General features: G+C 63.6%; 24 protein-coding genes. 16 read left to right on the forward strand and 8 right to left on the reverse strand.

The annotated features are described in order from the left end of the window. Window positions 1-37 precede the first annotated feature (37 nt). From topA to proC, 5 genes are all read left to right on the forward strand, one after another. On the forward strand, window positions 38-2767 hold the full coding sequence (topA, locus tag ACSVHC_RS14500) for a type I DNA topoisomerase (RefSeq protein ID WP_437771336.1): 2730 nt from the start codon (window positions 38-40) through the stop codon (window positions 2765-2767). 200 nt (window positions 2768-2967) lie between these two features. After that, a complete protein-coding gene (locus tag ACSVHC_RS14505) occupies window positions 2968-3474 on the forward strand; it encodes an SseB family protein (protein ID WP_437771335.1) in 507 nt (168 codons plus the stop codon). Between the two features lie 71 nt (window positions 3475-3545). Then, on the forward strand, window positions 3546-4610 hold the full coding sequence (locus ACSVHC_RS14510) for a Ppx/GppA phosphatase family protein (RefSeq protein WP_439181045.1): 1065 nt from the start codon (window positions 3546-3548) through the stop codon (window positions 4608-4610). 1 nt (window position 4611) lies between these two features. Further along, entirely contained in the window at window positions 4612-5448 is an 837-nt protein-coding gene (locus ACSVHC_RS14515) for a sugar phosphate isomerase/epimerase family protein (protein ID WP_059389509.1), read from the forward strand. Window positions 5449-5699: 251 nt separating this feature from the next. After that, window positions 5700-6530: a pyrroline-5-carboxylate reductase gene (gene proC, locus ACSVHC_RS14520; RefSeq protein ID WP_439181046.1), complete on the forward strand. Its 831-nt coding sequence runs from the start codon at window positions 5700-5702 to the stop codon at window positions 6528-6530. A gap of 21 nt (window positions 6531-6551) precedes the next feature. Here the strand turns inward: proC and ACSVHC_RS14525 are convergent, their stop codons facing one another. Both ACSVHC_RS14525 and ACSVHC_RS14530 read right to left on the reverse strand, forming a co-directional pair. Beyond that, on the reverse strand, window positions 6552-7190 hold the full coding sequence (locus ACSVHC_RS14525) for a potassium channel family protein (protein WP_171983496.1): 639 nt from the start codon (window positions 7188-7190) through the stop codon (window positions 6552-6554). A 40-nt stretch (window positions 7191-7230) separates the two neighbouring features. Next, complete coding sequence (locus tag ACSVHC_RS14530; protein ID WP_236812705.1) at window positions 7231-8664, reverse strand: TrkH family potassium uptake protein; 1434 nt, start codon at window positions 8662-8664, stop codon at window positions 7231-7233. Window positions 8665-8776: 112 nt separating this feature from the next. On the opposite strand from ACSVHC_RS14530, the gene ACSVHC_RS14535 reads away from it, so the two are divergent. The 3 genes from ACSVHC_RS14535 to gdhA all read left to right on the forward strand — a co-directional run bounded on the left by ACSVHC_RS14535 (window position 8777) and on the right by gdhA (window position 12208). Then, on the forward strand, window positions 8777-9988 hold the full coding sequence (locus ACSVHC_RS14535) for an acetoin utilization protein AcuC (protein WP_437771332.1): 1212 nt from the start codon (window positions 8777-8779) through the stop codon (window positions 9986-9988). Between the two features lie 97 nt (window positions 9989-10085). Further along, on the forward strand, window positions 10086-10667 hold the full coding sequence (locus ACSVHC_RS14540; RefSeq protein ID WP_437771331.1) for an ArsR/SmtB family transcription factor: 582 nt from the start codon (window positions 10086-10088) through the stop codon (window positions 10665-10667). A gap of 203 nt (window positions 10668-10870) precedes the next feature. After that, window positions 10871-12208, forward strand: coding sequence for an NADP-specific glutamate dehydrogenase (gene gdhA, locus ACSVHC_RS14545; RefSeq protein ID WP_437771330.1), 1338 nt, complete (start codon window positions 10871-10873; stop codon window positions 12206-12208). A 134-nt stretch (window positions 12209-12342) separates the two neighbouring features. Here the strand turns inward: gdhA and ACSVHC_RS14550 are convergent, their stop codons facing one another. After that, window positions 12343-13647, reverse strand: coding sequence for an alpha-hydroxy acid oxidase (locus ACSVHC_RS14550; RefSeq protein ID WP_437771329.1), 1305 nt, complete (start codon window positions 13645-13647; stop codon window positions 12343-12345). Between the two features lie 79 nt (window positions 13648-13726). On the opposite strand from ACSVHC_RS14550, the gene ACSVHC_RS14555 reads away from it, so the two are divergent. After that, complete coding sequence (locus ACSVHC_RS14555; RefSeq protein ID WP_437771328.1) at window positions 13727-14431, forward strand: FadR/GntR family transcriptional regulator; 705 nt, start codon at window positions 13727-13729, stop codon at window positions 14429-14431. Here the strand turns inward: ACSVHC_RS14555 and ACSVHC_RS14560 are convergent. Beyond that, window positions 14421-15434, reverse strand: coding sequence for a LacI family DNA-binding transcriptional regulator (locus ACSVHC_RS14560; RefSeq protein WP_437771327.1), 1014 nt, complete (start codon window positions 15432-15434; stop codon window positions 14421-14423). The genes ACSVHC_RS14555 and ACSVHC_RS14560 overlap by 11 nt on opposite strands. A gap of 324 nt (window positions 15435-15758) precedes the next feature. Here ACSVHC_RS14560 and ACSVHC_RS14565 point away from each other — a divergent pair, with 324 nt between their 5' ends. From ACSVHC_RS14565 to ACSVHC_RS14575, 3 genes are all read left to right on the forward strand, one after another. Next, the gene (locus tag ACSVHC_RS14565) at window positions 15759-16901 is read left to right on the forward strand and encodes a 3-deoxy-7-phosphoheptulonate synthase (RefSeq protein WP_439181047.1); all 1143 of its coding nucleotides are present in this window, start codon (window positions 15759-15761) and stop codon (window positions 16899-16901) included. Between the two features lie 158 nt (window positions 16902-17059). Then, the gene (locus ACSVHC_RS14570; RefSeq protein WP_078107672.1) at window positions 17060-17272 is read left to right on the forward strand and encodes a helix-turn-helix domain-containing protein; all 213 of its coding nucleotides are present in this window, start codon (window positions 17060-17062) and stop codon (window positions 17270-17272) included. A gap of 173 nt (window positions 17273-17445) precedes the next feature. Next, a complete protein-coding gene (locus tag ACSVHC_RS14575) occupies window positions 17446-17544 on the forward strand; it encodes a 30S ribosomal protein bS22 (protein WP_003792170.1) in 99 nt (32 codons plus the stop codon). A gap of 263 nt (window positions 17545-17807) precedes the next feature. On the opposite strand, the gene ACSVHC_RS14580 is transcribed toward ACSVHC_RS14575, so the two are convergent. Next, complete coding sequence (locus ACSVHC_RS14580; RefSeq protein WP_437771325.1) at window positions 17808-18626, reverse strand: HAD family hydrolase; 819 nt, start codon at window positions 18624-18626, stop codon at window positions 17808-17810. Window positions 18627-18703: 77 nt separating this feature from the next. On the opposite strand from ACSVHC_RS14580, the gene ACSVHC_RS14585 reads away from it, so the two are divergent. After that, window positions 18704-18958 (forward strand): glutaredoxin family protein, encoded by a 255-nt coding sequence (locus tag ACSVHC_RS14585; RefSeq protein ID WP_439181048.1) that lies wholly within the window; start codon window positions 18704-18706, stop codon window positions 18956-18958. Window positions 18959-19008: 50 nt separating this feature from the next. Continuing rightward, window positions 19009-19716 (forward strand): redox-sensing transcriptional repressor Rex, encoded by a 708-nt coding sequence (locus tag ACSVHC_RS14590; RefSeq protein WP_437771323.1) that lies wholly within the window; start codon window positions 19009-19011, stop codon window positions 19714-19716. Between the two features lie 71 nt (window positions 19717-19787). Here ACSVHC_RS14590 and ACSVHC_RS14595 read toward each other — a convergent pair whose 3' ends face one another. The 3 genes from ACSVHC_RS14595 to ACSVHC_RS14605 all read right to left on the reverse strand — a co-directional run bounded on the left by ACSVHC_RS14595 (window position 19788) and on the right by ACSVHC_RS14605 (window position 22239). Continuing rightward, on the reverse strand, window positions 19788-20597 hold the full coding sequence (locus ACSVHC_RS14595; RefSeq protein ID WP_439181049.1) for a hypothetical protein: 810 nt from the start codon (window positions 20595-20597) through the stop codon (window positions 19788-19790). 234 nt (window positions 20598-20831) lie between these two features. After that, the gene (locus ACSVHC_RS14600; RefSeq protein ID WP_439181050.1) at window positions 20832-21491 is read right to left on the reverse strand and encodes a hypothetical protein; all 660 of its coding nucleotides are present in this window, start codon (window positions 21489-21491) and stop codon (window positions 20832-20834) included. A gap of 199 nt (window positions 21492-21690) precedes the next feature. Continuing rightward, window positions 21691-22239, reverse strand: a complete 549-nt coding sequence (locus ACSVHC_RS14605) for a YceI family protein (protein ID WP_284983374.1) — start codon at window positions 22237-22239, stop codon at window positions 21691-21693. A gap of 204 nt (window positions 22240-22443) precedes the next feature. On the opposite strand from ACSVHC_RS14605, the gene ACSVHC_RS14610 reads away from it, so the two are divergent. Next, complete coding sequence (locus ACSVHC_RS14610; RefSeq protein WP_437771320.1) at window positions 22444-23106, forward strand: histidine phosphatase family protein; 663 nt, start codon at window positions 22444-22446, stop codon at window positions 23104-23106. 2 nt (window positions 23107-23108) lie between these two features. Further along, window positions 23109-23759 carry a TlpA family protein disulfide reductase gene (locus ACSVHC_RS14615; RefSeq protein ID WP_439181051.1) on the forward strand — a complete coding sequence of 217 codons (651 nt, stop codon included), beginning with the start codon at window positions 23109-23111 and terminating at the stop codon, window positions 23757-23759. The last annotated feature ends 8 nt before the right edge of the window (window positions 23760-23767 follow it).

Here is a 23767-nt window from a genome sequence, read left to right on the forward strand (position 1 = left end):
CACGAGCCCAAGCAATTCATTTTTCTGTAGGAGAACCGTGCCCAGCAAGGCAAAAACCGGCAAGAAACTCGTGATCGTGGAGTCTCCGGCCAAGAGCAAGACCATCGCCAAGTACCTGGGCGAAGGCTTCATTGTCGAGGCCTCGATCGGTCACATCCGCGACCTCCCACAGCCCTCGGACCTCCCTGCAGAACTGAAGAAGACCTCGGTTGGCAAGTTCGCCGTCGACATCGAAAACGACTTCAAACCGTATTACGTCGTGTCTCCGGACAAGAAGAAAAAAGTCGCCGAACTTAAGGCCCAGCTGAAAGACGCTGACGCGCTCTATCTCGCAACCGATGGGGACCGCGAGGGCGAGGCCATCGCGTGGCACCTCCTGGAGGTCCTGAAACCCAAGGTTCCCGTCTACCGCATGACCTTCGGTGAAATCACCAAAGAAGCCATCCACCGCGCCATGGACAACCTGCGCGACGTCGACAGCGCCCTCGTGGACGCCCAGGAAACGCGCCGTATCCTGGACCGCCTATACGGTTACGAAATCTCCCCGGTGTTGTGGCGCAAGGTTGCCCGTGGCCTGTCGGCCGGCCGTGTGCAGTCCGTGGTAACCCGCATGGTGGTCGACCGCGAACGCGAACGCATGGCCTTCAAGTCCGCATCCTACTGGGACCTGACAGGCCAGTTCGGTACCGGATCCGCGACGTTCAAAGCGAAGCTTGCTGCCGTCGACGGCGCGAAGGTAGCCAGCGGCCGTGACTTCAACGACGACGGTGTCCTCACCTCCGCGAACGCGGTGCACCTCAACGAGGAACTCGCGACGTCGTTGGTCGCCGGACTCGAGAATGCGGACTTCCGCGTCCGTTCGGTCGACACCAAGCCGTACACCCGCCGTCCCGCGGCGCCGTTCACGACGTCGACCCTTCAGCAGGAGGCCGGCCGCAAGCTGCGCTTCACCTCCAAGAGCACCATGCAGATCGCCCAGCGCCTGTATGAAAACGGCTACATCACTTATATGCGTACGGACTCGTCCGCATTGAGCGACGAAGCCCTTACGGCCGCACGCCGCCAGGCCGCCGAATTGTATGGTCCCGAGTACGTGCCCCAGTCTCCCCGCGTCTACGCCAACAAGGCCGCCAACGCGCAGGAAGCCCACGAAGCCATCCGCCCCGCGGGTGACTCTTTCCGCACCCCGGCCCAGGTGGCCAACCATCTGACCGGCGACGCCTTCCGCCTCTACGAACTCATCTGGAAGCGCACCATTGCCTCCCAGATGGGCGACGCCAAGGGCTCCACCGCCACCATCCGCCTCGGCGCAGTGGCTGGCGATGGTCGCGACGCCGAATTCTCGGCCTCCGGAACGGTCATCACCTTCCCGGGCTTCCTCGCGGCCTACGAAGAAGGCAAGGACGAGAGCCGCGGCGACGACGATTCCGACGAAGCACGGCGCCTGCCCAACGTGGCCAAGGACGATTCCCTCACCGCTTCGGACATCGTTGCCGTTGGCCACGAGACCTCGCCGCCGCCGCGGTACACGGAAGCGTCGCTTACGGCAGAACTGGAAAAGCGCGGCATCGGTCGTCCGTCCACCTACGCGTCCACGATCTCCACCATCCAGGACCGCGGCTACGTCCGGAAGCAAGGGTCTGCGCTGGTTCCCAGCTGGATCGCCTTCTCCGTGATCCGCCTGCTGGAGCAGCATTTCACCGACTACGTGGACTACGAATTCACGGCGGACATGGAAGGCGACCTGGACAAGATCGCCAACGGCCAGGCCGTCGGTGCTGCTTGGCTCAAGCACTTCTACTACGGTGAAGACGCCGATCCCGGTCTCCTGAGCATCGTCAACAACCTCGGTGAAATTGATGCCCGCGAGATCAACTCGGTGCCGATCGCCGAAGGCATTACGCTGCGCGTCGGCAAGTTCGGCCCGTACCTGGAAAGCTCGATCCCCACTATCGATCCCAAGACCGGCGAGGTCGTGGAGTCGGCGCGTGCCAACGTCCCCGAGGACCTCGCACCGGACGAGCTCACTGCGGCCAAGGCCGTGGAGCTCATGGAAACGGCTGCCCCGGAGGAACGTGTCCTGGGTGCAGACCCGCACACCGGGCACACCGTGGTTGCGAAGAATGGCCGCTACGGCGCTTATGTCACCGAGATCATCCCCGAGATGACGGAAGAGCAGCTGGCAAACCAGCCGGTGGAGTACTACAAAAACGGCAAACCCAAGCCGGCGAAGAAGCCCGTCAAGGCCAAGCCCCGTACGGGTTCGCTCTTCAAGTCGATGTCCGTTGACTCGGTGACGCTCGATGAAGCCATTCAGCTCATGAGCCTGCCCCGCGTCCTCGGCGCGGACGCCGAAGGCAACCCCATCACGGTGCAGAACGGCCGCTTTGGGCCATACCTGAAGAAGGGCACGGACTCGCGTTCCATCGGATCCGAGGAAGAGATCTTCACGATCACCCTGGACCAGGCACTGGAGATCTACTCCCAGCCGAAGCAGCGTGGTGCGCGTGCAGCCGTACCGCCCCTGGCCGAGTTCGGTCCGGACCCTGTTTCGGAGAAGAACATCGTGGTGAAGGAAGGCCGTTTCGGCCCGTACATCACCGACGGCGTCACCAACATCACGGTTCCGCGCGCCACGTCCTTGGAGGAGCTGACCAGGGAGCAGGCCATCGAGCTGCTTGCCGAGAAGCGCGCCAAGGGCCCGGTCAAGCGGACCACCACGACGGCCCGCAAGGCGCCTGCGAAGAGGGCTGCTGCCAAGAAGTAGCTGCGGAGCAGCTCCGAACGGGAGCTATCCTCCCCACCGTCTCCCTAGCCTCGCAAGTCCCCACCGGCTCCCAGCCTTCGCAAGCTCAGGCAGGGACCCTCGCCGGTGGGGCCCCACGGCCAGGGAACCCTGACGCTGTGGGCCCATGCGTGATGGTTATGGAATTGCTTCGGGCAGGGGAACCGTGATCGAGTGGAACCATGACAGATCAGCCTGCAGCACCGGAATCCCTGCCCTTGAACGACCTTGAATCCAAGCTCGCAAAGTCCGGGCAACCTGACGCGAACCCGGTGGACGTCATCCTGGCCTTCCTGAACAACGAGGTCTACATCCTGAGCACCGACTCCTTGGATAAGCCTGAGGCCGCCGTGGAGCCGCTTGTCCTCGCCAACTCAGAGGGCCAGCCTGTCCTCGCCGTGTTCAGCCACCCGAGCCGGGTGGAATCCCACTTCCTCGAGGCCGCGCCAAACGTCCTGGGCACCCACGGTTCTGCGATTCTTGACAGCATCGGCGACGAGCTTGGCCTCGTGATCAACCCCGGCAGCGAGCACGGCTTCGAGATGGGCCCGGAAGGCATCGCCAACGTCCGCCGAGACTTCACCCGCGCCGACGAAGCCGACGAGGCCGAAGCCAAAGAAGCCGCCGAAGCCGACGGCCCGTCCGCAGATGCGACCGTAGAAGCACGCACCGACGAGCCCCGGGACTAATTGACTAACCGCGGGCACGAATCGGCAGTCGAACTTGCTTCACACGCTTCGAATCGGGGAATAATGGCAGAATGCGTCTTGGCGTCCTAGACATCGGTTCCAACACCGTCCATTTGCTTTTGGTGGACGCGCATCCAGGCGCACGCCCGGTCGCGTTTGCCTCCCATAAGCGACCACTTTCGCTGGTTCAGTTCCTGGACGCCGACGGTAACATCAACGACGCCGGACAACACGAGTTGATCGAATTCGTCCTCGAAGCATGGGAGTTCGCAGCCCGCCACAAGGCCGAGGACCTCCTGGCTTTTTGTACTTCGGCCATCCGCGAAGCCACCAACGGCGTCGAGGTCCTTGCCCGGGTGAAGCACGAGACCACCGTGACCCTGCAGGAACTGACCGGCAGCGAAGAAGCATCCATGACGTTCTTCGCGGTCCGGCGCTGGTACGGCTGGGGCGCCGGTCCGATCCTGGACCTGGATATCGGCGGCGGCTCTTTCGAAATGGCGTTTGGCCAGGACGAACTGCCCGAGCTCGCGGTGTCAGTGCCGCTTGGCGCCAGCCGTTTGACTAGGGACTGGCTCCACAATGACCCGCCCACGGCCAAGAGCGTCAAAGAGCTGCGAAAGTACATCCGCCAAACCCTCAAGCCGGTCGTGCGTGAGTTCAAGCAATTGGGCCGGGCCAACCTGGTGGCCGGAACGTCCAAGACCTTCCGATCGCTTGCCCGCATCGCGGGTGCGGCACCGAGCGGCGCCGGTCCGTACGTCAAACGCGAACTCCACGCCACGGACCTGGGACTCTGGGCGCAGCGGATCTCGGCCATGACCGTCGAGGACCGGCTGTACCTCCCGGGCGTCTCAGATGCGCGGGCGGCGCAGATCCTTGCGGGTGCGCTCGTCGCTGAGGCCGCATTGGAAATGTTCGAGTTTCCCAGCATGGAGATCTGCCCCTGGGCCCTGCGCGAGGGATTGATCCTGCGTCGGCTCGACCAGCTGATCTTCGACGGCCCGCTGGCCCCGGCCCCGCATGTCGGGCTCGGAGGCGCGGTCCCGGTACCACGCCTGGGCGCCAACACCGGAACGGCCGCGCCCGCGGCAGTATCTTTACCAATCCCCATCGCCGGGAGGCAGGCCAACTAACATGAGCACCGACGTCGAGCATTCCGAAGAAGACACGCCGAGGATCCCGGTGGCGCTATCCAGCGCTTCCGTCTATCCGCTCAGCGTCCATGACGCCTTTGCCGTGGCCCAGGACCTGGGGTACGACGGTGTCGAGGTGATGGTGACCAACAACGCCACCAGCCAGAACCCGGATGCCCTCATCCAGCTAAGCCATCGATACGACCAACAGATCGTCTCCATCCACGCCCCCACCCTGCTCCTGACCCAGCAGGTTTGGGGTCCGGCGTGGAACAAGATCGAGATGTCCTGCCAGATGGCGCGCGAAGTCGGCTGCAACACCGTAGTGGTCCATCCGCCGTTCCGCTGGCAGTCAAACTACGCGGAGAACTTCGCTGCCGGTGTGCGCGAGATCGCGGCGATGTACCAGGTGCACATCGCGGTAGAGAACATGTACCCGTGGCGTGTGCGCGGCAGGGAGGCGCTCGCTTACCTTCCGCACTGGGATCCGATGGGCCAGGATTACGACGACGTCACCTGGGACTTCTCGCACGCGGCCACGGCGGGTGCCAACAGCCTTGAGGCGATCCGGGCGCTCGGGAGCAAGCTGCGCCACGTCCACCTCACGGACGGTTCGGGCTCGGGCAAGGACGAACACTTGATCCCCGGCTACGGGACCCAACAGTGCGCCGAGGCGCTGCAGTATCTCGCATCCAACGGATTCGAGGGCACCGTGGTTGCCGAGATTTCAACGCGCAAGGCCAAAGCCGCCGGTGAACGCGAGGAATGGCTCGCCGAAACGCTGCGCTTTGCGCGCCAGCACCTGGGGGCGCCGCTCGTGGGAGCCTTCGAGATCTAGATTCCTTAAACGAGAAAGCACCGGCGGTCGATACGGGAAAATGGGGGGAAACCCGTTCGACCACCGGTGCTTGTGGCGGACATCCCCATGCCCGCCTCATCACTCGCACCCTCAATGAGGTAATTACTAAGTTACGGAGCGATATTGGGTGCAGCCTGCAATAATCTTGGGAACTAGCTGGGAATCGAGTGCGGCACTGGAAAGCCTTGCACTGTTCTGCGGCGGCGGGGCTGAACTGGCATCATGGAGCCATGAACAACCGAATCGCATTCCTTGGCTGTGGGTCCATGAACGAGGCCATCCTGGGTGGCCTGCTTGCCGCCGGAACGGATCCGTCGGACGTCGTCGCCACCGTACGTCGCGCGGAACGCGCCGCCGAACTGGCTGAGCGCCACCATGTCATGACCATCGCCGGAGCCGAGGAGCCAGACAACAACAAGCTGGCTACGAAGGGCGCTTCGGTTGTCATACTTGGTGTCAAGCCTGTCGGCATTGGCGATCTCGCACGTGAAATCTCGCCCTCGCTGGCTAAGAACACCATTGTGATCAGCGTTGCCGCAGCCGTGTCCATCGCCCAGCTGGAAGCAGCCCTTCCCGCAGGTCAGCCGGTCATCCGCACCATGCCCAACACTCCCGCCAGGCTCGGACGAGGCGTAGTCTCTGTTTCACCCGGGACCAACTGCACTCCCGAGCAGCTCCAGCTGGCCAAGGACATCCTCGCCGCCGCAGGCACCGTGGTGGAGATACCGGAGGAACAGGTGGATGCATTGTCCGCCATCAGCGGCTCGGGCCCTGCGTACGTGTTCTACCTTGCCGAGGCCATGGCGGCCGCCGGCGTCGAACTTGGCCTGGATCCCGAGCTCTCCCTCATGATTTCCCGCGAGACCGTGGCAGGTGCCGGTTTCATGCTCGCCGAGCCCGGAGCGGACCCCACCGCACTACGCATCGCCGTGACCAGCCCCAACGGCACCACGGAACGCGCCATCGCGGCATTCAACGACGGCGGCATACCCGCGATCATCGCCGACGGAGCCCGCGCAGCAGCGGCCCGGGCTGCGGAGATCACACAGCAGCTCGCCTAGTTCCAGGCGGCCGCACCGCGGCTACGGCCGCGCGGCGAACCGTTCCAGCAGGTCCACGTGACCGGACACAATCAGCATGTCGCGGCCGGAAACCTTCGTGTCCGGCCGGGCGTAGGTGAAGTCTTCGCCCGGGGACTTCACGCCGACAATGGTCACGCCGTACTTGGAACGGACCTTGGACTCATCCAGCGTGAAGCCCACGGTTTCCTTGGGCGGGTACATTTTCACGATGGCGAAATCGTCGTCGAACTCGATGAAGTCCAGCATGCGCCCGGAGACCAGGTGTGCCGCACGGACGCCGGCGTCGGCCTCGGGGTAGATGACGTGGTTGGCGCCGATGCGGGTGAGGATCTTGCCGTGCGAGGCCGTGATGGCTTTCACCCAGAGGTGTTCGATGCCCAGATCCACGAGGTTCACCGTGATGAGCACGGAGGACTCGATCGACGTTCCGACGCCCACCACGGCAGAGCTGAATTCCTGCGCGCCGAGCTGGCGGAGGGCATCGATGTTGGTGGCGTCCGCCTCGACGACGTGGGTCAGCACGGAAGCCCAGTTCTGGACGAGCGTGCGGTCCCGCTCGATCGCCAGGACTTCGCGTCCCTGTTTGACGAGCTGCTCGGCGGTGGCTGCACCGAATCGGCCCAAGCCGATCACCAGCACGGGCGCGTTGTGCGCCGGCCGGTTGGGGGCGCCTGTTGAATTAGCCAATGATCGGCCTCTCTTCCGGATAATGGAATAGCTGCCTGCGCTGGCGGAGGGCCAGGGCGGAGGCAAGGGTTATGGTGCCGATGCGGCCGGCGAACATGAGGGCGGCGAGGACGTAGACCCCCGACGGCGGCAGTTCCGCGCTGAGGTTCGTGCTGAGCCCCACGGTTGCAAAAGCTGAAATGGTTTCGAAGAGCACCCGGTCCAGGCTGGCGCCGCTGATGGCCAACAGCAGGAACGCTGATGCGCACACCAAGGTGGCACCGGCGACGATCACCGAGATGGCTACCCGCATGGTGCCTTCGGGGATCGTGCGGCCGTAGACCTTGACGTCGTCGTCGCCCCGGGCCTCAGCGACGATGGCGAGGAACATGACCGCGATGGTGGTCACCTTGATGCCGCCCGCCGTCGACGCCGAACCACCGCCGGCGAACATGAGCGCGTCCGACAGGAGCCTTGTGGTGGAATCCATATGACTCTGGTCAACCAGGTTGAAGCCGCCGGAGCGCGTCATCACCGAGGCGAAAATGGAATGCGTGATCTTGTCCCCAAAGCTCATGTTGGCGATGGTGTTGGTGTTGTCCCATTCCATCAAGGCCCAGAGGACTGCGCCGGCAACGAGGAGAATCAGGGAAACCTGGATGGTGAGCTTGGTGTGGAGGCTCCACTTCTTCCAATTGAGGCCGTGCCGTCGGAGCACCAACATGACCGGGAAGCCGAGGCTGCCAAGGAACACGCCAAGCATGAGCGGCACAAGAATCCACAGATCCGCCTCATACGGCACGATTCCGTCGGAATGGGGTGTGAAACCGGCATTGTTGAAGGAAGAGATCGAATAGAAGACCCCGTGCCAGACGGCCTGCCAGAAGTCCTCTCCGAGTGTCAGGAACCGGGGAATCATCGCGACGGCCAGTACGGCCTCGATGGTCACGGAGGTCGAGATGACGATCCGCAACAACGTACCCACTTCGCCGAGGCGTCCGGCGTTGTTCATGGCCTCCTGGGCAATGAGCTTGCCCCTCACGCCCAGCCGTTTGCTGACCATGAGGGCCAGGAGGGATGCGAGCGTCAGGGTTCCCAATCCACCCACGAAGATGCCTACGAGAATCACGAGCTGGCCGAAGAAGGTCCAGTGCGTCGCCGTCGACACAACCGTCAGGCCAGTCACGCACACGCTGGAAACAGCAGTGAACAAGGCTTGGTGGATCGGCGTGACCGAACCGTCGGCCGATGCCGCCGGCAGGGAAAGCAGCCCGGTGAACAAGAGAATCGCGAAGACGTACGCCGTGAGCGCCAATCGCGCCGGTGAGGAGTTGGCGATGTTGTCGATGAAGTCGCGGATACCCGTGAAAATCCACAGGCCTCCCCGCTCCGGCTGGACGGTTTGCCAGCTGGCCGGGTCTCGGGACCTCGACTGGCTCTGAGTCATGGCAGTACTGTTCGCTTCTGGTCGATTGATTCTGCTTTCCTGAGTAGTAAACCACTAATCGCCCGCCGTAACGGGGCAGGTGCGCTCCCACCGCTCGGGTAGCCTGTCATTGATGACTTCCTGGGCAGGCCTCCGTCCGTCCCCGCTGCCAACGACGGTGGCGTGGGATCCCGCCATGACCGCATACAACTTCGGTCCCTCGCATCCGATGGCCCCCGCCCGGCTGGAGCTGACTGCCAGGCTCGCAGCGGCGCTCGGACTCTTCGACCTGGAGCATGTGTCCGTCCAGGCGCCCGAGGTCGCGTCCGACGTCGAACTCCTGGCCGTGCACAGTGCCGAATATGTCGCCGCGGTGCGGCGTGCAAGCGAAGACCCGACGACGCCGGACCCGGAACGCGGACTCGGCACCGAAGATGATCCCGCTTTTGCCGGGATGCACGAAGCCAGCGCCCGGCTTGCCGGAGGGTCGTTGCTCGCGGCCGAAGCGATCCTCTCCGGGACCGCGGTCCGTGCCGTCAACTTCGGCGGCGGCATGCATCACGCCTCCCGCGAGCGCGCCAGCGGCTTCTGCATCTACAACGACGCCGCTCTCGCCGTGCAGAGGCTGCTCGACGGCGGTGTCCGGCGGGTCGCGTACATCGACGTCGATGCCCACCACGGCGACGGCACCCAAAGCATCTTCTGGAACGACCCCAGGGTCCTGACGATTTCCCTGCACGAAAGCGGCCTCTCGTTGTTCCCTGGAACGGGATTCGCCAACGAGATCGGCGGACAGGACGCCCTGGGCACGGCCGTCAACGTGGCATTGCCTGCGTGGACGGGCGACGCCGGGTGGCTGCGCGCGTTCCACGCCGTGGTGCCTCAACTCGTGCAGGCCTTCGATCCGGAAGTCATCGTGAGCCAGCATGGCTGCGACTCCCACAAACTCGATCCCCTCACGCACCTCAACCTCAGCGTGGACGGCCAACGCGAGGCGGCCACCGCCGTCGCCGGCCTCGCCGCCAGGTTCTGCGAAAACCGTTGGATCGCCACCGGGGGAGGCGGTTACGACATCACGGGGGTGGTACCACGCACGTGGAGCCACTTGATAGGCATCGTGGCCCAACATCCCGTCCAGCTGACAGCTCCGGTCCCGGAGGCTTTCCGGAGCTATGTCAGGGAAAAGTACGGGGAAACGGTTCCGGAACTCATGGGCGACGGCGTGGACACGTGGTGGCGGTCATGGGAGGTCGGGTATGACCCCGCCGACGCCGTGGACCGTACCATCATCGCCACCCGCAAGGAGATCTTCCCGCTCTACGGGCTGGATCCCTGGTTCGACTGATGGTTGTTCCGCTGGTAGGCGCAAAGCCGGGGGAACGGCACGCGCAGAGGCGAAATAGTTGATGCCTTTTGGCGTATATGTCGCTAGGGTGGGAGGCATGGTGACTGACGACGTATTTGCCGTCATTGCTGAGGCAACCCGGCGTGACATTCTGGTTTCCCTCCGCTCTGGGGATAAGGCTGTGGGGGAACTGGTGGAGGAGCTCGCAGCGAGCCAGCCCACCATTTCAAAGCATCTGAAGGTACTCCGCGAGGCGGATCTCGTCAGCATGCGCGCGCAGGGACAGAAACGCTATTACGCGTTGAACCCGAAGCCGCTCGCCGGGGTTGCCAGCTGGCTGGAGACGTTCGACGTCGGTCCCGCGAAGCCCGCGGCCGAGGCCGCCACGCCGGCCCGCAGCCCGCGCCCCCGTACGGTCGGGCATGGTGCAGCGGGCCAGTCGGGTGCCGCGCGGACCCAGCCAGACGGCGAGCCGCTTGCTTCTCCGGCGGGCACCGACGTCGAACAGTTGCCTGAAACCGTTCCCGCCACCGGAGCTGTTGCCCCCGTCGCGGGTATCGACGACACCAGGCCGCAGCAGATCGGCCGTACGGTTGGCCGTGCGGCCACCAAGGCTGCGGACCTCTTGGCGAACCTGCCGAACCTACCCAATCTGCCGAAGTTCGGGCGGAAGAAGTAGCGGCAACCCGGGGTGATCCCGGTCACGCTGCCAGTTGTCCCTGGCGGATGATTTCCTTGAAACTCCGCGCTTTTCGCGGGCCTGTGCCCTGAGTGCTGCTTGGTCGTAATCGGTTCGGATGGAGACTGCCGCGCGTCTGATGCGAGCATGGGCGGGATTGTACGCAGACCCCGCCGTTCGGCGCAGAAGTTGTAGGGAGTCACATGGATTCGAGGCTGGAAGCAGTCCGGGACACCGTCTTGGCGAGGAACCCGGGCGAGCTGGAATTTCACCAGGCCGTCACTGAGGTCTTCGAAAGCCTCGGCCCGGTACATGACAGGCACCCGGAATTCCTCGAAGGCGCCGTCCTTGAGCGCTTGTGCGAACCGGAGCGCCAAATCATCTTCCGCGTGCCGTGGACCGACGACGCCGGACGCGTTCACGTCAACCGCGGTTTCCGCGTCGAGTTCAATTCAGCCTTGGGTCCCTACAAGGGTGGACTGCGCTTCCACCCCTCGGTCTACCTGGGCATCGTCAAGTTCCTTGGTTTCGAACAGATCTTCAAGAATGCCCTGACGGGCATGCCCATCGGTGGCGGCAAGGGCGGCTCGGACTTCGATCCCCGTGGCCGGTCCGACGCCGAAATCATGCGCTTTTGCCAGTCCTTCATGACCGAGCTGTATCGCCACATCGGCGAATACACGGACGTTCCTGCCGGCGACATCGGCGTGGGAGGCCGCGAGATCGGCTACCTGTTCGGCCAATACAAGCGCATCACCAACCGTTATGAGTCGGGCGTGCTGACGGGTAAGGGAATGTCGTGGGGCGGCTCCCTCGTCCGTCCGGAAGCCACTGGTTTCGGCACAGTCATCTTTGCCCAAGAGATGCTCAAGACCCGGGGCCGGTCCTTCGATGGCCAACGTGTAGTGGTCTCCGGATCGGGCAATGTGGCCATCTACGCTATCGCCAAAGCCCAAGCCCTCGGCGCCACCGTGGTGGCCTGCTCCGATTCCGCGGGTTATGTGGTTGACGAGGCCGGCATCGACGTCGCGTTGCTCCGCCAGATCAAGGAGGTCGAACGGGGCCGCCTCACTGAATACGCGGAGCGCCGCCGGGGCACCAATTATGTGGCTGGCGGCTCGGTCTGGGACGTCAACGGCACCGTTGCCCTGCCGTGCGCGACGCAAAACGAGCTCGACGCCGACGCTGCGGCCAAGCTCGTCAGCAACGGCCTGCAGGCAGTCGCCGAAGGTGCCAACATGCCCTCCACCCGTGAAGCCATTGCCGTTTTCCAGGACGCAGGCATTCTGTTTGCCCCGGGCAAGGCAGCCAACGCTGGTGGTGTGGCGACGTCGGCGTTGGAGATGCAGCAGAACGCCAGCCGCGATTCCTGGTCCTTCGAGCACACGGAAGCTCGCCTCACGGAAATCATGGTGGGCATCCACGATCGTTGTGCCGAAACCGCGGAGGAATACGGTGCGCCCGGCAACTACGTCCTGGGTGCCAACATCGGCGGCTTCGTGAAGGTCGCCGACGCGATGCTGGCGCAGGGCCTCATCTAGGCCCAAGGCACGGGGGAGCCGCAGGTTACGCGCCCACCTGCCCATCCTGCCCGCCCCACCCCAACTAACTCGCATTTGTTGTCGTTTTGACGTCCCAAAACGACAACAAATGCGAGCTAGTTGGGCAGCCCGACCTAGTGCTGCAGCAGGCGCACGTGGTCCGGCTTGAGTTCCGAAATCTTCGTGACTCCGAGCAGGGCCATGGTGCGGGCCATATCCTTCTCCAGGATCTGGATGGTGCGGTCCACACCCGCGCGCCCGCCGGCCATGAGCCCGTAGAGGTACGCGCGGCCGATCAATGTGAAGTCGGCACCCAGGGCCAGGGCTGCCACGATGTCGGCGCCACTCATGATGCCGGTGTCCAGGATGATGGCGGCGTCGCTGTTGTCCGCCTTCAGCGCCGCGGAGACCTCCGGAACGAGGTGCAGCGGAATCGGTGCCCGGTCAAGTTGGCGCCCGCCGTGGTTGGAGATCACGACGCCGTCCGCGCCGTGGTCCACCACCTTGCGGGCATCTTCCACCGTCTGGATGCCCTTGACGACCAGCTTTCCCTTCCAGGTATCGCGCAGCCAGTCTAGGTCGTCGAAGGTCAGGGTGGGATCGAACATCGAGTTGATCAGGTCGGCCACGGTTCCCGTGTAGCGGGAGAGCGAGGCGAAAGTCAGCGGCTCGTGCGTGAGGAAGTTGAACCACCATGCGGGCCGGTACGAGGCATCCAGGACGGTCTTCACGGTGAGCGCCGGCGGAATGGTCATGCCGTTGCGGACATCCCGCAGCCGGGCACCCGCGACGGCGGTGTCCACCGTGACCATGAGGGTATCGTTTCCGGCCTTGGCAGCGCGCTCGATCAGTTCCAGGGAGCGGTCGCGATCCGTCCACAGGTACAGCTGGAACCAGTTGCGGCCGTTCGGAGCCGCCGCAGCCACGTCCTCGATGGAAGCCGTGCCCATCGTGGAGAGGGTGTACGGAATACCGGCCGCCTCGGCCGCCTGCGAGCCCGCGTACTCACCCTCCGACTGCATCATGCGCGTGAATCCCGTAGGCGCGATGCCGAACGGAAGCCGGGATTCCTTGCCCAGGATCCCGGTCCTGAGGTCGATACTGGAGACGTCGCGCAGGATCCCCGGGCGGAACTCGATGTCCTGGAAAGCCTGGCGGGCCCGGCGAAGCGTGATCTCCGCTTCCGCTGCACCGTCCGTGTAGTCGAACGGGGCCTGGGGAGTGCGCCGCTTGGCCATGTCCCGCAGTTCCCAAATGGTTGATGCGCGGCGCAGCTTCGCCGCGCTGCTGAACTCGGGCTTCTTGAACTTCATGAGGGGCGCAAGGTCCGAGTATTTGGGAACCCGGCGCTTCAGTGCTGCGGGGCGCCCGACGGCGGTGGGGACGTTCGCTGGCACCTCAAGGGAAGGGGCGTTGCCGGGCTGGACGGTATGCGTCATGATGCTGTCTCCAGTGAGTTCGTGTGGTTAGACCACACTCTATGCCATGTGGTCCAACCACATCAACTACTATTTATCCATGCGAACGCACGAGCTCGTCCTGAGTTGGATCGAAAAGCAATTGTCCGACGGGCATTTGGTGCTTGGTGGGCGGCTTCCCGCCGAGCGGGCGCTGGCCGAACAGCTGGAAGTCTCAAGGACCTCGGTCCGCGAAGCCATCCGGATCCTCGAAGCCATGGGCTTGGTGCGGGCAGGTGTCGGCTCCGGCAAGGACGCCGGGACGGTGGTCATCGCGGAACCGGCTACGGCCCTCGGCGCCGCGCTCCGCCTCCATGTGGCCACGCAGCATTTGCCCGTCGCCGACATCGTGGAAACGCGGGTCCTGCTCGAATCGTGGGCCGTGTCCCGTGCCAAGGCCGACGCCCCCGAATTCGGGGAGGCAGCGAGGCTGCTGGACGAAATGGACGCAAGCCCCGCCGTCGACGACTTCCTCGCGCTGGACGTCGCCTTCCACCTGGCGCTGGCGGAAGCCGCGGGAAATGCCGTGGTGAGCACCATCATGGGCTCGCTCCGCGAAGCGATTGAGGGGTACGCCGCGGCGCTCACGGCGAACCTGCCGGATTGGGAAAGCACCGCCGGTCGCCTGCGGTCCGAGCACCGCGCCATTTTGGCGGCAGTGAACGACGGCGACGGCGGCCGGGCAGCGACGCTGGTTGCCGCGCACATCGAGGGGTACTACCGGGAAGCCGGGCTGGGGCAAGCCCCCGCTGAGCCTAGGCCTTGACGGGTCCGGTGCTGCCCCTGAGCTCAATCCGGGGCGGAAAGTAGTTCGTGGGGGATGCGGCGTCGTTGGTCTGGATCTGCTCCCGCATGCGGCGCCACGCAAGGTCTCCGAGATCGGAGATCGGCACGGCGGCGGTGGTGAGTGGAGGCATGGTGTACCGAGCGAAGGGCATGTCGTCGAAGCCGGTGAGCGACAAGTCTTCCGGCACGCGGATTCCGCGCTGGCTTAGTCCACTCAGGAGGCCCATCGCGGCGACGTCGTTGAAGACGAGGATGCCGGTGGCCCCGCACGAGGCGACGGCATCGCTTGACTCAAATCCGGCGTCGAACGTGTTGCCTCCAGGAATGAACTGCAACTCGACGTTCGGAAATTCTGCGGTGAACTTCTCGAGCCCGCGGAGGCGCTGCACGTTGGACGCACTGCGGTCCGGTCCGGTCAGGTAGGCCAGTTTGCGGTGGCCGAGCTCAACCAGATGGGCGGCAAGTTCCTGGATGCCTTGGCCGTAATCCACCACGAGGCTGGGGGTCGGCACCGACTCGGTGGTCCGGTTGATGAGGACGAGCGGATAGAGCGAGGGGGCGAGTTCTTCCAGATCGGCGTCGCTCATGCGGGGCGCACAAAGAACGACGCCGTCGCATCGCCTCCGGGCTTCCCCGGCGAGGATTGCTTCTTCGCTGGAGACCTCGGACGAGTCGGCGATCAACACCCGGTAACCGTCGCGGGCGGCCGCGATGCTCAGCCCGCGAAGAATGGCCTGGAACGTGGGGTTGGACAAGTCCGGCACCACGATTCCGATGGTGTCCGTCTTTCCCAGGGCCAGGCTGCGGCCCACCGGGTTTGGCTTGTATTTGAGCTCGGAGGCGGCTGCGCGCACGCGAGCGGCAATGTCGGCGTCCACGGTGGTGTTTCCGTTCATGACGCGGGAAACCGTGGCATGCGAAACACCGGCCATGGATGCCACATCTGCGATGCCCACCCGCCGGGTGTTCCTTCTGCCTGGCATGGTTTCCTTCCTGGATCCGGGGCCGCTCTGTTCCAACGCGGCGGCGACATGTGTTCTGAGGTGAAGTTTATATTGCGTGGGGAAACGGTTTCCCTTGATGTCGTTGCATTTCAATTTGCGGGCATCCGGAGCCTGAGGTTATGGTTTGGCTATGACTAAGCGTTGGTATGCGTATTTTTCGTTGGCTCTGGAGGGGCCCGCGTCTAACTGACACGCATCCAACTTTCCTTCAGAGCCAACAGGGCAGAGATGATTCTCTGCCCTTCGCCATTTCCAGGCGGGCTCTGAGCAGGGTCCGCTCCTTTCCGGAACAGGACCCCTTTCATGACCAGCATCGCCGCAGAGCCCACCACACGTAACGTCGACGCCCAGAATTCGCGCGCGCAGTCGACGTCGAACCTGCGAGTCAGCCGCTTCGAGCCGCTCCCCACGCCGCAGGAAATCAGCGCGGAACTGCCGCTCGACGCCAAGTCCGCCGCCGTCGTCGAGCGTGGACGCGACGGAGTCCGCGCCATCATGGACGGCGTGGACGATCGCCTCCTGGTGATCGTGGGCCCGTGCTCCATCCACGATCCGAAGGCCGGCCTGGAATACGCACGCCGGCTGGTCAGCCAGGCGGAGAAGCACAAGGAAGACCTTTTGATCGTCATGCGGGCGTACTTCGAGAAGCCGCGGACCACGGTGGGCTGGAAGGGCCTCATCAACGATCCCCACCTGGACGGCAGCCACGACATCGCGGCCGGACTCCGTGCGGCGCGTGGATTCCTTCAGCAAGTGACGGCCCTCGGCTTGCCGACGGCCACCGAGTTCCTGGAACCCATCAGCCCGCAATACATGGCCGATCTCGTGGCGTGGGGCGCCATCGGTGCGCGGACCACCGAGAGCCAGATCCACCGTCAGCTCGCCTCCGGACTGTCCATGCCGATCGGCTTCAAGAACGGGACCGACGGCGACCTCCAGGTAGCGATCGATGCCTGCGGTGCTTCTGCAGCGCCCCAGGCATTCCTGGGGATCGACGGCGATGGCCGCGCCGCCCTGGTGGCGACTGCGGGCAACCCGGACACGCATGTGATCCTGCGCGGTGGCCGCAAGGGTCCGAACTACGCCGCCGAGCAAGTCGCTGTTGCGTCGGAGAAGCTCTCGGCGAAGGGGCTGAATCCGCGCCTGATCGTTGACGCGAGCCACGCCAACAGCGGCAAGAGCCACCATCGGCAGGCCGAAGTCGCCTTGGAAATCGGTGCGCAGTTGGAAGACGACGTGGCTTCGCCGATCGCCGGCGTCATGCTGGAGAGCTTCCTTGTCGGAGGGGCGCAGAACCTGGATGTGGAGCGGCAGTCTGCTGGCGAACAAGAGCTGGTATACGGCCAGAGCGTCACGGACGCCTGCATGGAATGGGACGTCACCGTGTCCGTCCTGGACCACTTGGCGGCCTCGGCCCGCAAGCGTCGGGTGGCTGCTTCCAACTAAGTGAAACCTAGTCTCCAGTTGGCCGAAAGACTTTCACTTTGGTACCAGCAGCCTCTAGAGTATCTAGCACATGGTTGTTTGATGGCTCAGCATCGGCACACCAGGTAATGAATGCTGGGGTTCGCCGCTAACCGCTGAGAGCAAAGGAATATGGAGAAATGTCCGCAGAGACTAACTTCTCGAACGCGCGTTTCATGACAGTGGCTGAAGTTGCCGAAGTCCTCCGGGTTTCCAAAATGACCGTGTACCGTCTGGTCCACTCGGGAGAATTGCCGGCCGTCCGTTTTGGACGATCATTCCGGGTCCCCGAAGAAGCCGTGAGCCAGTACCTCAAGGGCGCGGTCGTCGACGGACACTCGGAGACGGCTTGAGCCCTGCCTGGTTCCCGAAGGGGCCGGCGGTCATCGGGTGCCCCCGATAAGCGGTACCCTGTTAAGGAACGTTTTACGTCATTGTAAGAATCTGTCAGTTGTAAAGTCTGTTGCTCAGTTCAAGGACCTCACCCAGCAGACAGAATCTCAATCTAGTTTGGTAAGGAACTTACGTGGGTTCAGTTATTAAGAAGCGCCGCAAGCGTATGGCCAAGAAGAAGCACCGCAAACTGCTTCGTAAGACCCGCCACCAGCGTCGCAATAAGAAGTAGAGATACTTCCTACAGCGTGAATGCCCGTTGCCTCTCAAGGCGGCGGGCATTTTTGCGTCCATCCCCCGGAGACGCTCGCTCAGGTATGTGGGTCGTTTCGACGACGCTCGCTCAGGTATGTGGGTCGTTTCGACGACGCTCGCTCAGGTATGTGGGTCGTTTCGACGACGCTCGCTCAGGTGTGTGGCCACATGGCGATTCTTACCTCATATGTGAGCGAGGGTTGCTGGAGAGGCGGCTATATGTGAGCGAGGGTTGCTGGGTTAGGCCCTCGGGCTGCGGAACTTGGAGAAGCCCCGCCACAAACCGTAGACGGCGCCACCGACGGTCGCGGCTTTGAGGCCGAGCGTGGCTGCCCGGCGGCCGGAACGGAAGTCGTAAACGGGCCAGTTGTTCTCCCGCGCATGGCGGCGAAGCCCGGCGTCGGGATTGATGCACACCGGGTGGCCCACCAAAGTGAGCAGCGGGATGTCGTTATGTGAATCGCTGTACGCCCAACAGCGCTTCAAGTCGAGGCCTTCTTCGTCCGCTATGCGCTGCACAGCCACCGCTTTGGCCGGTCCGTGGAGGATCTCGCCCACGAGCCGGCCCGTGTACGCGCCATCTTCGACTTCGCCGACGGTACCCAGGGCCCCGGTCAGGCCGAGCCGCGTGGAAATGACAGTCGCAACTTCGATGGGCGTGGCGGTCACGAGCCAGACCTTCCGGCCAACACGCAGGTGCTGTTCTGCCAGGGCCTTGGTGCCGGGCCAGATCCGCGACTCGATCATCTCGTCGTAGACCTCTTCGCCCAGCTCCTTGATATCGGACACCTTGATACCGGCCGCGAGGATCAGCGCGGAATCCCGGACGGAATGGACGTCCTCCATTTTTTCGCCCCGCATCACGAACTTGAACTGCTTCCAGGCAAAACCCGCGGCTTGGGAGAGTGTGAAGGCCTTGCGTTCATACATCTTCCGGGCGACGTGGAAGAGGCTGGCACCCTTCATGAGGGTGTTGTCGACGTCGAAGAATGCGGCTTCGCCGTGTTGCTGCGTTGCAGCCGGCTCGGTGGCCACAACGGCGTTCTTCTCGACGGGCATGCCTCGAGTCTAGTCAATCGTCCGGCCCCCTGCCGTTCGCCACCGCCGTGCCGACGCTGAAGCGATACCGTTGAACCATGCCAAATCCCGACGTCGTACTCCTCACCAAAGCTGACTGCCACCTATGCGCCGCGGCGCGTGACGCCGTCGAACGCGTGACCTCAAGCCTTGGCCTCACGTGGACGGAAAGGTCGATCGACACTGACCCGGTACTGCGTGAGCGCTACGCGGAGGAGATCCCGGTGGTATTCGTGGACGGAATCCAGCGGGATTTCTGGAAAATCGACGAGGCACGATTGGCGCGGGTCCTGAAGAAGGCCATCGCCGCCTGAACATGCGTGCAGAGCTTTGTTGGCAATAGAGTGGGAAAACAAGCGACGCAATGGAGAAGAACGTGACTGCGCTGGAACCGTCCGCCGAAGCTGTACCCGGGGACAAGGACTCTGCCGCGAAGCAGATACCGCCCGCGGCTGTGGCCCGGATGACGCTTTACCTGCGCGCTCTGAACTCCCTCCTGGGAGAAGGCGTGGAACGGGTTTCCTCCGAGGCTTTGGCTGAGGCGTCGGGAGTCAGTTCGTCTACGTTGCGCAAAGACCTCTCCTACGTCGGCTCCTATGGAACGCGTGGCGTGGGATACGAGGTCCAGTACCTGAGCCGGCACATCGCGGCGGCGCTCGGCCTGACACACGACTGGAAAGTGGCCATTGTGGGCGCCGGAAACCTTGGCAAAGCCTTGGCCAGGTACGGCGGATTCGAGTCGCGTGGGTTCGACGTGGTGGCGATCCTCGATGCCGATCCCATGATCATCGGGAACGAAGTCGGCTGGCTGCGGGTCAGCGACGCCGCCAATCTTGAAACGGTCCTTCAGCGGACCGGCACCAACATGGTTGTCCTGGCCCTTCCCGCAGCGGTGGCGCAGGGTGTCTGCGACCGCGTCATCAGCGCCGGTATCCGCAGCATCCTCAGCTTTGCTCCAGTGCTGCTCCAGGTTCCGCCCTACGTGAATCTGCGGAAGGTGGACATGGCCACTGAGCTTCAGATCCTGGCGTATCACGCACAACGGGCGCAGACCCCGGGCCAAGCCATTTAGGCCGGACCGGGTCTGCGCCCGTTGTTGGTTTTGTTCTTGGCTATAGGCCCTGTGGCCGTTTGCCGTATGGCCTAGCGGCCGTAAGGCGCCTGACCGTAGGGGTTCGCGAACGGCTGGGCTTTCCGGAAGTACGGCGCCGAGGCCGGCAAGTACAGCAGCACGATCGCGGCGATGCCCAGAAGGATGGTGATGGTGCCCATGCCGATCTGGGTCAGGCCCAGCAGGGAAATTGCGGCAAAGACCGTGCCCAGGATGCGGGCCCAGTTCTTCCCCTTGCGGACATTGAATGCAACGAGCGCGTAGAGTCCGGCAAAGATCACCGAGAAAATAACCAGGACGGTGATCAGAATGTTGATAAAGCTGCTGGTGTCTATGCCTGAAGCGCTGGTTCCCTGGGCCGACAGGGCCTGATCCAACATGCTCTTGCCCGCCGGTGAGTTCAGCGTGGCGATTGTGAAAGGAATGCCGATCAAGGTCAGCAAACCTGCGGCAATCATGAGCCAGAAGGAGATGTTGACCAGTTGCGGGACTCCGGACGTCGCAGCGGGCTGCTGGCTCGGCCAGGCGACCGGTCCGCCCTGGCCGTACTGCGGGACGGAAGGCTGGCCGTACTGCGGCTGCTGTGGTGCCTGCTGGCCGTACTGCGGCTGCTGAGGAGCCTGCTGCCCGTACTGAGGCGCGGAAGGCTGGCCGTAAGAGGGCTGCTGACCCTGCTGCGGAGCCTGCTGCCCGTACTGCGGCACGGAAGGCTGGCCGTACTGGGGAGCTTGCTGGCCGTATTGCGGCTGCTGACCCTGCTGAGGTGACTGCTGGCCGTATTTCGGCTCCTCAGGGGTGGGATTCTCGCCGGGAGTGGACGGCGGGTACGGAGGGGTGCTCATGGCATTCCTTTGCGTGTCGACTGCGGATACGGCTGCCGGGTGCAACGTGCCCTGCCCCCAGCTCGGCTTAATTCCACCGTACCCCGACGGCACAGTGCTGTTGATGATTCAGGGGAAGAATTCTCGCCGAACAAGCTGCGGCCGATCCCCCGTGTATGGAGCGAGGACAAACGGAAGGCCGCGGGGTCCTCCCGGGACCGGCCGCGGCCTTCAGCTATGGGCGCTGCGTTGTTGTTATACGAAGTGCTTCCTGGACTCCGGAAGCCACATCAAGACTGCAGCCGCGACGGCTACCGCCGATCCGATGAAGTTGAGGTTAAGGGTAACCACCTGGACCAGAAGGGAAATTACCGCGAACGCTCCGAGGATGGTCAGGACAAGTCGCGCCCAGCGGGAGCCCTCTTTGAGCCGAACGGCAATGAAGATGTAGAGGGCTGCGAACACCAGGCTGAAAATCAGGCCCACAATGCCAGGGCCCACCATCATCTCGCCGAAGAGGCCGCGCATCGTGAAGATGTTCAGGAAGCTGGCAACAATACCCAAGGCGGCAGCCGCGACCCACAACCAGTAGGAGATGGTCAGCTGCTGCGGCACTCCGGTGGTGTCCCGAAAGCGCTGCGCGATGTTGTTGAAGTCGAGTCCAAAAGTGTTCCGCGCCGGGGCCGCGTAGCCGAGTCCTGCCGGCGGGGCGGTGTTCGGACCCGCTGGCATGCCGTAGGCGGGAGCGGGCTGCTGGTATCCGGGAGCGGGCTGCTGGTAGGAGGGGGGCGCTTGGTAAGAAGGAGGTGCTTGGTATCCCTGCGGAGGCTGGTAACCCGCAGGAGGGACATTGCCGGGCTGCGGTGGCTGGGCTCCGGGCTGCTGAGGCTGAGGAGCTTCGTTTGGGTTACTCATGGCATCACTTTAGACCTGAGGTTTAAGGATTCATAGGAAATTCTTGGCTAATTTGCCGCTAAGTATCGGCTTCTCCCCGAACAATAGGCGGGTGACACCGCAAGCAAAAAATGGCGCCTCCGGGGCTGCACACGTGATCGTGTGCGGCCCCGAAGGCGCCATTCAGTCCGAGAATCCGGAGGATCGGGAACCCGCTGGATTAGGCGGCAGGTGCGATGAAAGCCAGTTCGAGGTTGATGACAACCTTGTCGCTGACCAGCACGCCGCCGGCCTCGAGCACTGCGTTCCAGGTCAGGCCGAAGTCCTTGCGGCTGATGGTGGTCTCACCGGAGACGCCTGCGCGGGTGTTGCCGAACGGGTCAACAGCCACGCCGTTGAACTCGGTCTCGATGGTGACCTCTTTGGAGACGCCCTTGATGGTCAGGTCGCCCACGAGGTCGAAGCTGTCGCCGTTGGCCTTGACGTGGCGGGAGACAAAAGTGATTTCCGGGAACTTCTCCACATCGAAGAAGTCCTCACCCTTGACGTGGCCGTCGCGGTTGGCGTCGCCCGAGTCGAAGCTGGCGGTCTGGATGGTTGCTGCGACCTTGGAGTCGCTCAGGCCGCTGCCGAGTTCCAGGGTGGCCTCGGCCTCGGTGAATTGGCCGCGGACCTTGCTGATGCCTGCGTGGCGGACGGTGAAGCCGATCTCGCTGTGGGAGTTGTCGAGGGTCCAGACGCCGGTGGTGACGTTTGCGGGAAGAGTCATGGGGGTTCTCCTTGGGAAGGTGTGATCGTAGCTTCATCGGTCGTTCGGCCGTACTTAGTTGAAGTGTCAACCGAACCTTGTGTCAAGTATAAACATGCAAATGCATCTTTTATTCCACCTTCGGGGAACATTCTGAAGAAACTTTCAGTTCTACGAAACGTAGAAGATTTCAGATCGCCCGCCTTCTTTGAGAAACTGGTAAACATGCCCCAAGCAACTGTCCATCTGCTCCGCCATGGCGAGGTCTACAATCCCGACGGCATTCTGTACGGAAGGCTGCCCGAATTCCACCTCTCCGAACGCGGCCGCGAGATGGCCAAGATGCTCGCGGACCACTTCGCTGCCCGCGTCGCCCAGGGGGCGAACATCGTCTACCTTGTCTCCTCGCCGTTGACCCGCGCACAGGAAACCGCCCTCCCCACTTCCCAGGCGCTGGACCTCCAGATCCACACGGAACCGCGGATCATCGAGGCGGAGAACCATTTCGAAGGGCTCAAGGCCAACATCTCCGAATTCATCAAGCCCAAGCATTGGTTCGAGTACCGCAATCCGCTGCGGCCGTCCTGGGGCGAGTCTTACCAGGACCAGGTTGCCCGTATGCGTGCCGCCGTCGAGGACGCCCGGCTGAAAGCGATCGAACTCGGCGGCAATGGCGCTGAAGCCATCCTCGTCAGCCACCAGCTCCCCATCTACGCCACGCGCCTCAGCGCGGAAGGCCGGCGCCTGTGGCACGATCCGCGCAAGCGCGAGTGCACGCTGACGTCGCTGACTTCCCTGATGTTCGACGACGGGAAGGTCGCGCGGGTGGAGTACAGCGAACCCGCTGCCGTGCTGCTGCCCGGTGCCGCGAAGACGCCGGGAGCATGACAATGAACGGGAACACCACGAGCCGCAGGACCAGCGGCCAGAAGATCAATGCCGCCTTGACGTCACGCCGCAGCTTCCTCGCTGTCGGGGGAGTGGCACTCTCTGCACTGACTATGGGCCTGTCCGCCTGTGCCCAGGAAGACGCCCTGGCCCAGCAAGCGAAAGCCGGCGACAACAAGAACTACGTTGCCGGGGATGGCTCGGTGACTGAATTCGCCAAAGCGGACCGCAAGGCCGCCGTGGGGATCAAGGGCACTTTGTTCGACGGAACTGCCGTGACCCCACAGGACCTGCTTGGCAAGGTAACCGTCCTCAACTTCTGGTTCGCCGCGTGTGCGCCGTGCCGGGTTGAAGCGCCGATCCTTGAGGAACTGCACCAGGAGTTCAAGAGCAAAGGTGTCCAGTTCTACGGTGTGAACCTTCGGGACGAGAAGGCCACGGCCGATGCGTTCGACCAGACGTTCAAGCTCACGTACCCCAGCTTCGACGACAAAGACGGCGCCGTGCTGCTGTCTGTCTCCGGTATTGTGCCTCCCGGTGCGGTGCCCACCACGCTCGTGCTGGACAAAGAAGGCAAGGTTGCTGCCCGCGTCCTGGGCGAGATCGAGAAGAGCACTCTCAAGGCACTCATCACCACTGCGGTTGCCGAGTAGGTGGCCCG

This window comes from Arthrobacter sp. KNU-44 (assembly GCF_051843155.1).
GTDB lineage: Bacteria > Actinomycetota > Actinomycetes > Actinomycetales > Micrococcaceae > Arthrobacter.

Coding starts and splice junctions, on each gene's coding strand:
- ACSVHC_RS14510 (WP_439181045.1), top strand. CDS start 3,546: ATGCGTCTTGGCGTCCTAGACATCGGTTCCAACACCGTCCATTTGCTT.
- ACSVHC_RS14605 (WP_284983374.1), bottom strand. CDS start 22,239: ATGACTCTTCCCGCAAACGTCACCACCGGCGTCTGGACCCTCGACAAC.
- ACSVHC_RS14580 (WP_437771325.1), bottom strand. CDS start 18,626: ATGCCCGTCGAGAAGAACGCCGTTGTGGCCACCGAGCCGGCTGCAACG.
- ACSVHC_RS14565 (WP_439181047.1), top strand. CDS start 15,759: ATGACCAGCATCGCCGCAGAGCCCACCACACGTAACGTCGACGCCCAG.
- ACSVHC_RS14590 (WP_437771323.1), top strand. CDS start 19,009: ATGGAGAAGAACGTGACTGCGCTGGAACCGTCCGCCGAAGCTGTACCC.
- ACSVHC_RS14550 (WP_437771329.1), bottom strand. CDS start 13,647: ATGACGCATACCGTCCAGCCCGGCAACGCCCCTTCCCTTGAGGTGCCA.
- ACSVHC_RS14570 (WP_078107672.1), top strand. CDS start 17,060: ATGTCCGCAGAGACTAACTTCTCGAACGCGCGTTTCATGACAGTGGCT.
- ACSVHC_RS14535 (WP_437771332.1), top strand. CDS start 8,777: ATGACTTCCTGGGCAGGCCTCCGTCCGTCCCCGCTGCCAACGACGGTG.
- ACSVHC_RS14610 (WP_437771320.1), top strand. CDS start 22,444: ATGCCCCAAGCAACTGTCCATCTGCTCCGCCATGGCGAGGTCTACAAT.
- ACSVHC_RS14595 (WP_439181049.1), bottom strand. CDS start 20,597: ATGAGCACCCCTCCGTACCCGCCGTCCACTCCCGGCGAGAATCCCACC.
- ACSVHC_RS14540 (WP_437771331.1), top strand. CDS start 10,086: ATGGTGACTGACGACGTATTTGCCGTCATTGCTGAGGCAACCCGGCGT.
- gdhA (WP_437771330.1), top strand. CDS start 10,871: ATGGATTCGAGGCTGGAAGCAGTCCGGGACACCGTCTTGGCGAGGAAC.
- proC (WP_439181046.1), top strand. CDS start 5,700: ATGAACAACCGAATCGCATTCCTTGGCTGTGGGTCCATGAACGAGGCC.
- ACSVHC_RS14555 (WP_437771328.1), top strand. CDS start 13,727: ATGCGAACGCACGAGCTCGTCCTGAGTTGGATCGAAAAGCAATTGTCC.
- ACSVHC_RS14560 (WP_437771327.1), bottom strand. CDS start 15,434: ATGCCAGGCAGAAGGAACACCCGGCGGGTGGGCATCGCAGATGTGGCA.
- ACSVHC_RS14515 (WP_059389509.1), top strand. CDS start 4,612: ATGAGCACCGACGTCGAGCATTCCGAAGAAGACACGCCGAGGATCCCG.
- ACSVHC_RS14585 (WP_439181048.1), top strand. CDS start 18,704: ATGCCAAATCCCGACGTCGTACTCCTCACCAAAGCTGACTGCCACCTA.
- ACSVHC_RS14530 (WP_236812705.1), bottom strand. CDS start 8,664: ATGACTCAGAGCCAGTCGAGGTCCCGAGACCCGGCCAGCTGGCAAACC.
- ACSVHC_RS14600 (WP_439181050.1), bottom strand. CDS start 21,491: ATGAGTAACCCAAACGAAGCTCCTCAGCCTCAGCAGCCCGGAGCCCAG.
- ACSVHC_RS14615 (WP_439181051.1), top strand. CDS start 23,109: ATGAACGGGAACACCACGAGCCGCAGGACCAGCGGCCAGAAGATCAAT.
- ACSVHC_RS14505 (WP_437771335.1), top strand. CDS start 2,968: ATGACAGATCAGCCTGCAGCACCGGAATCCCTGCCCTTGAACGACCTT.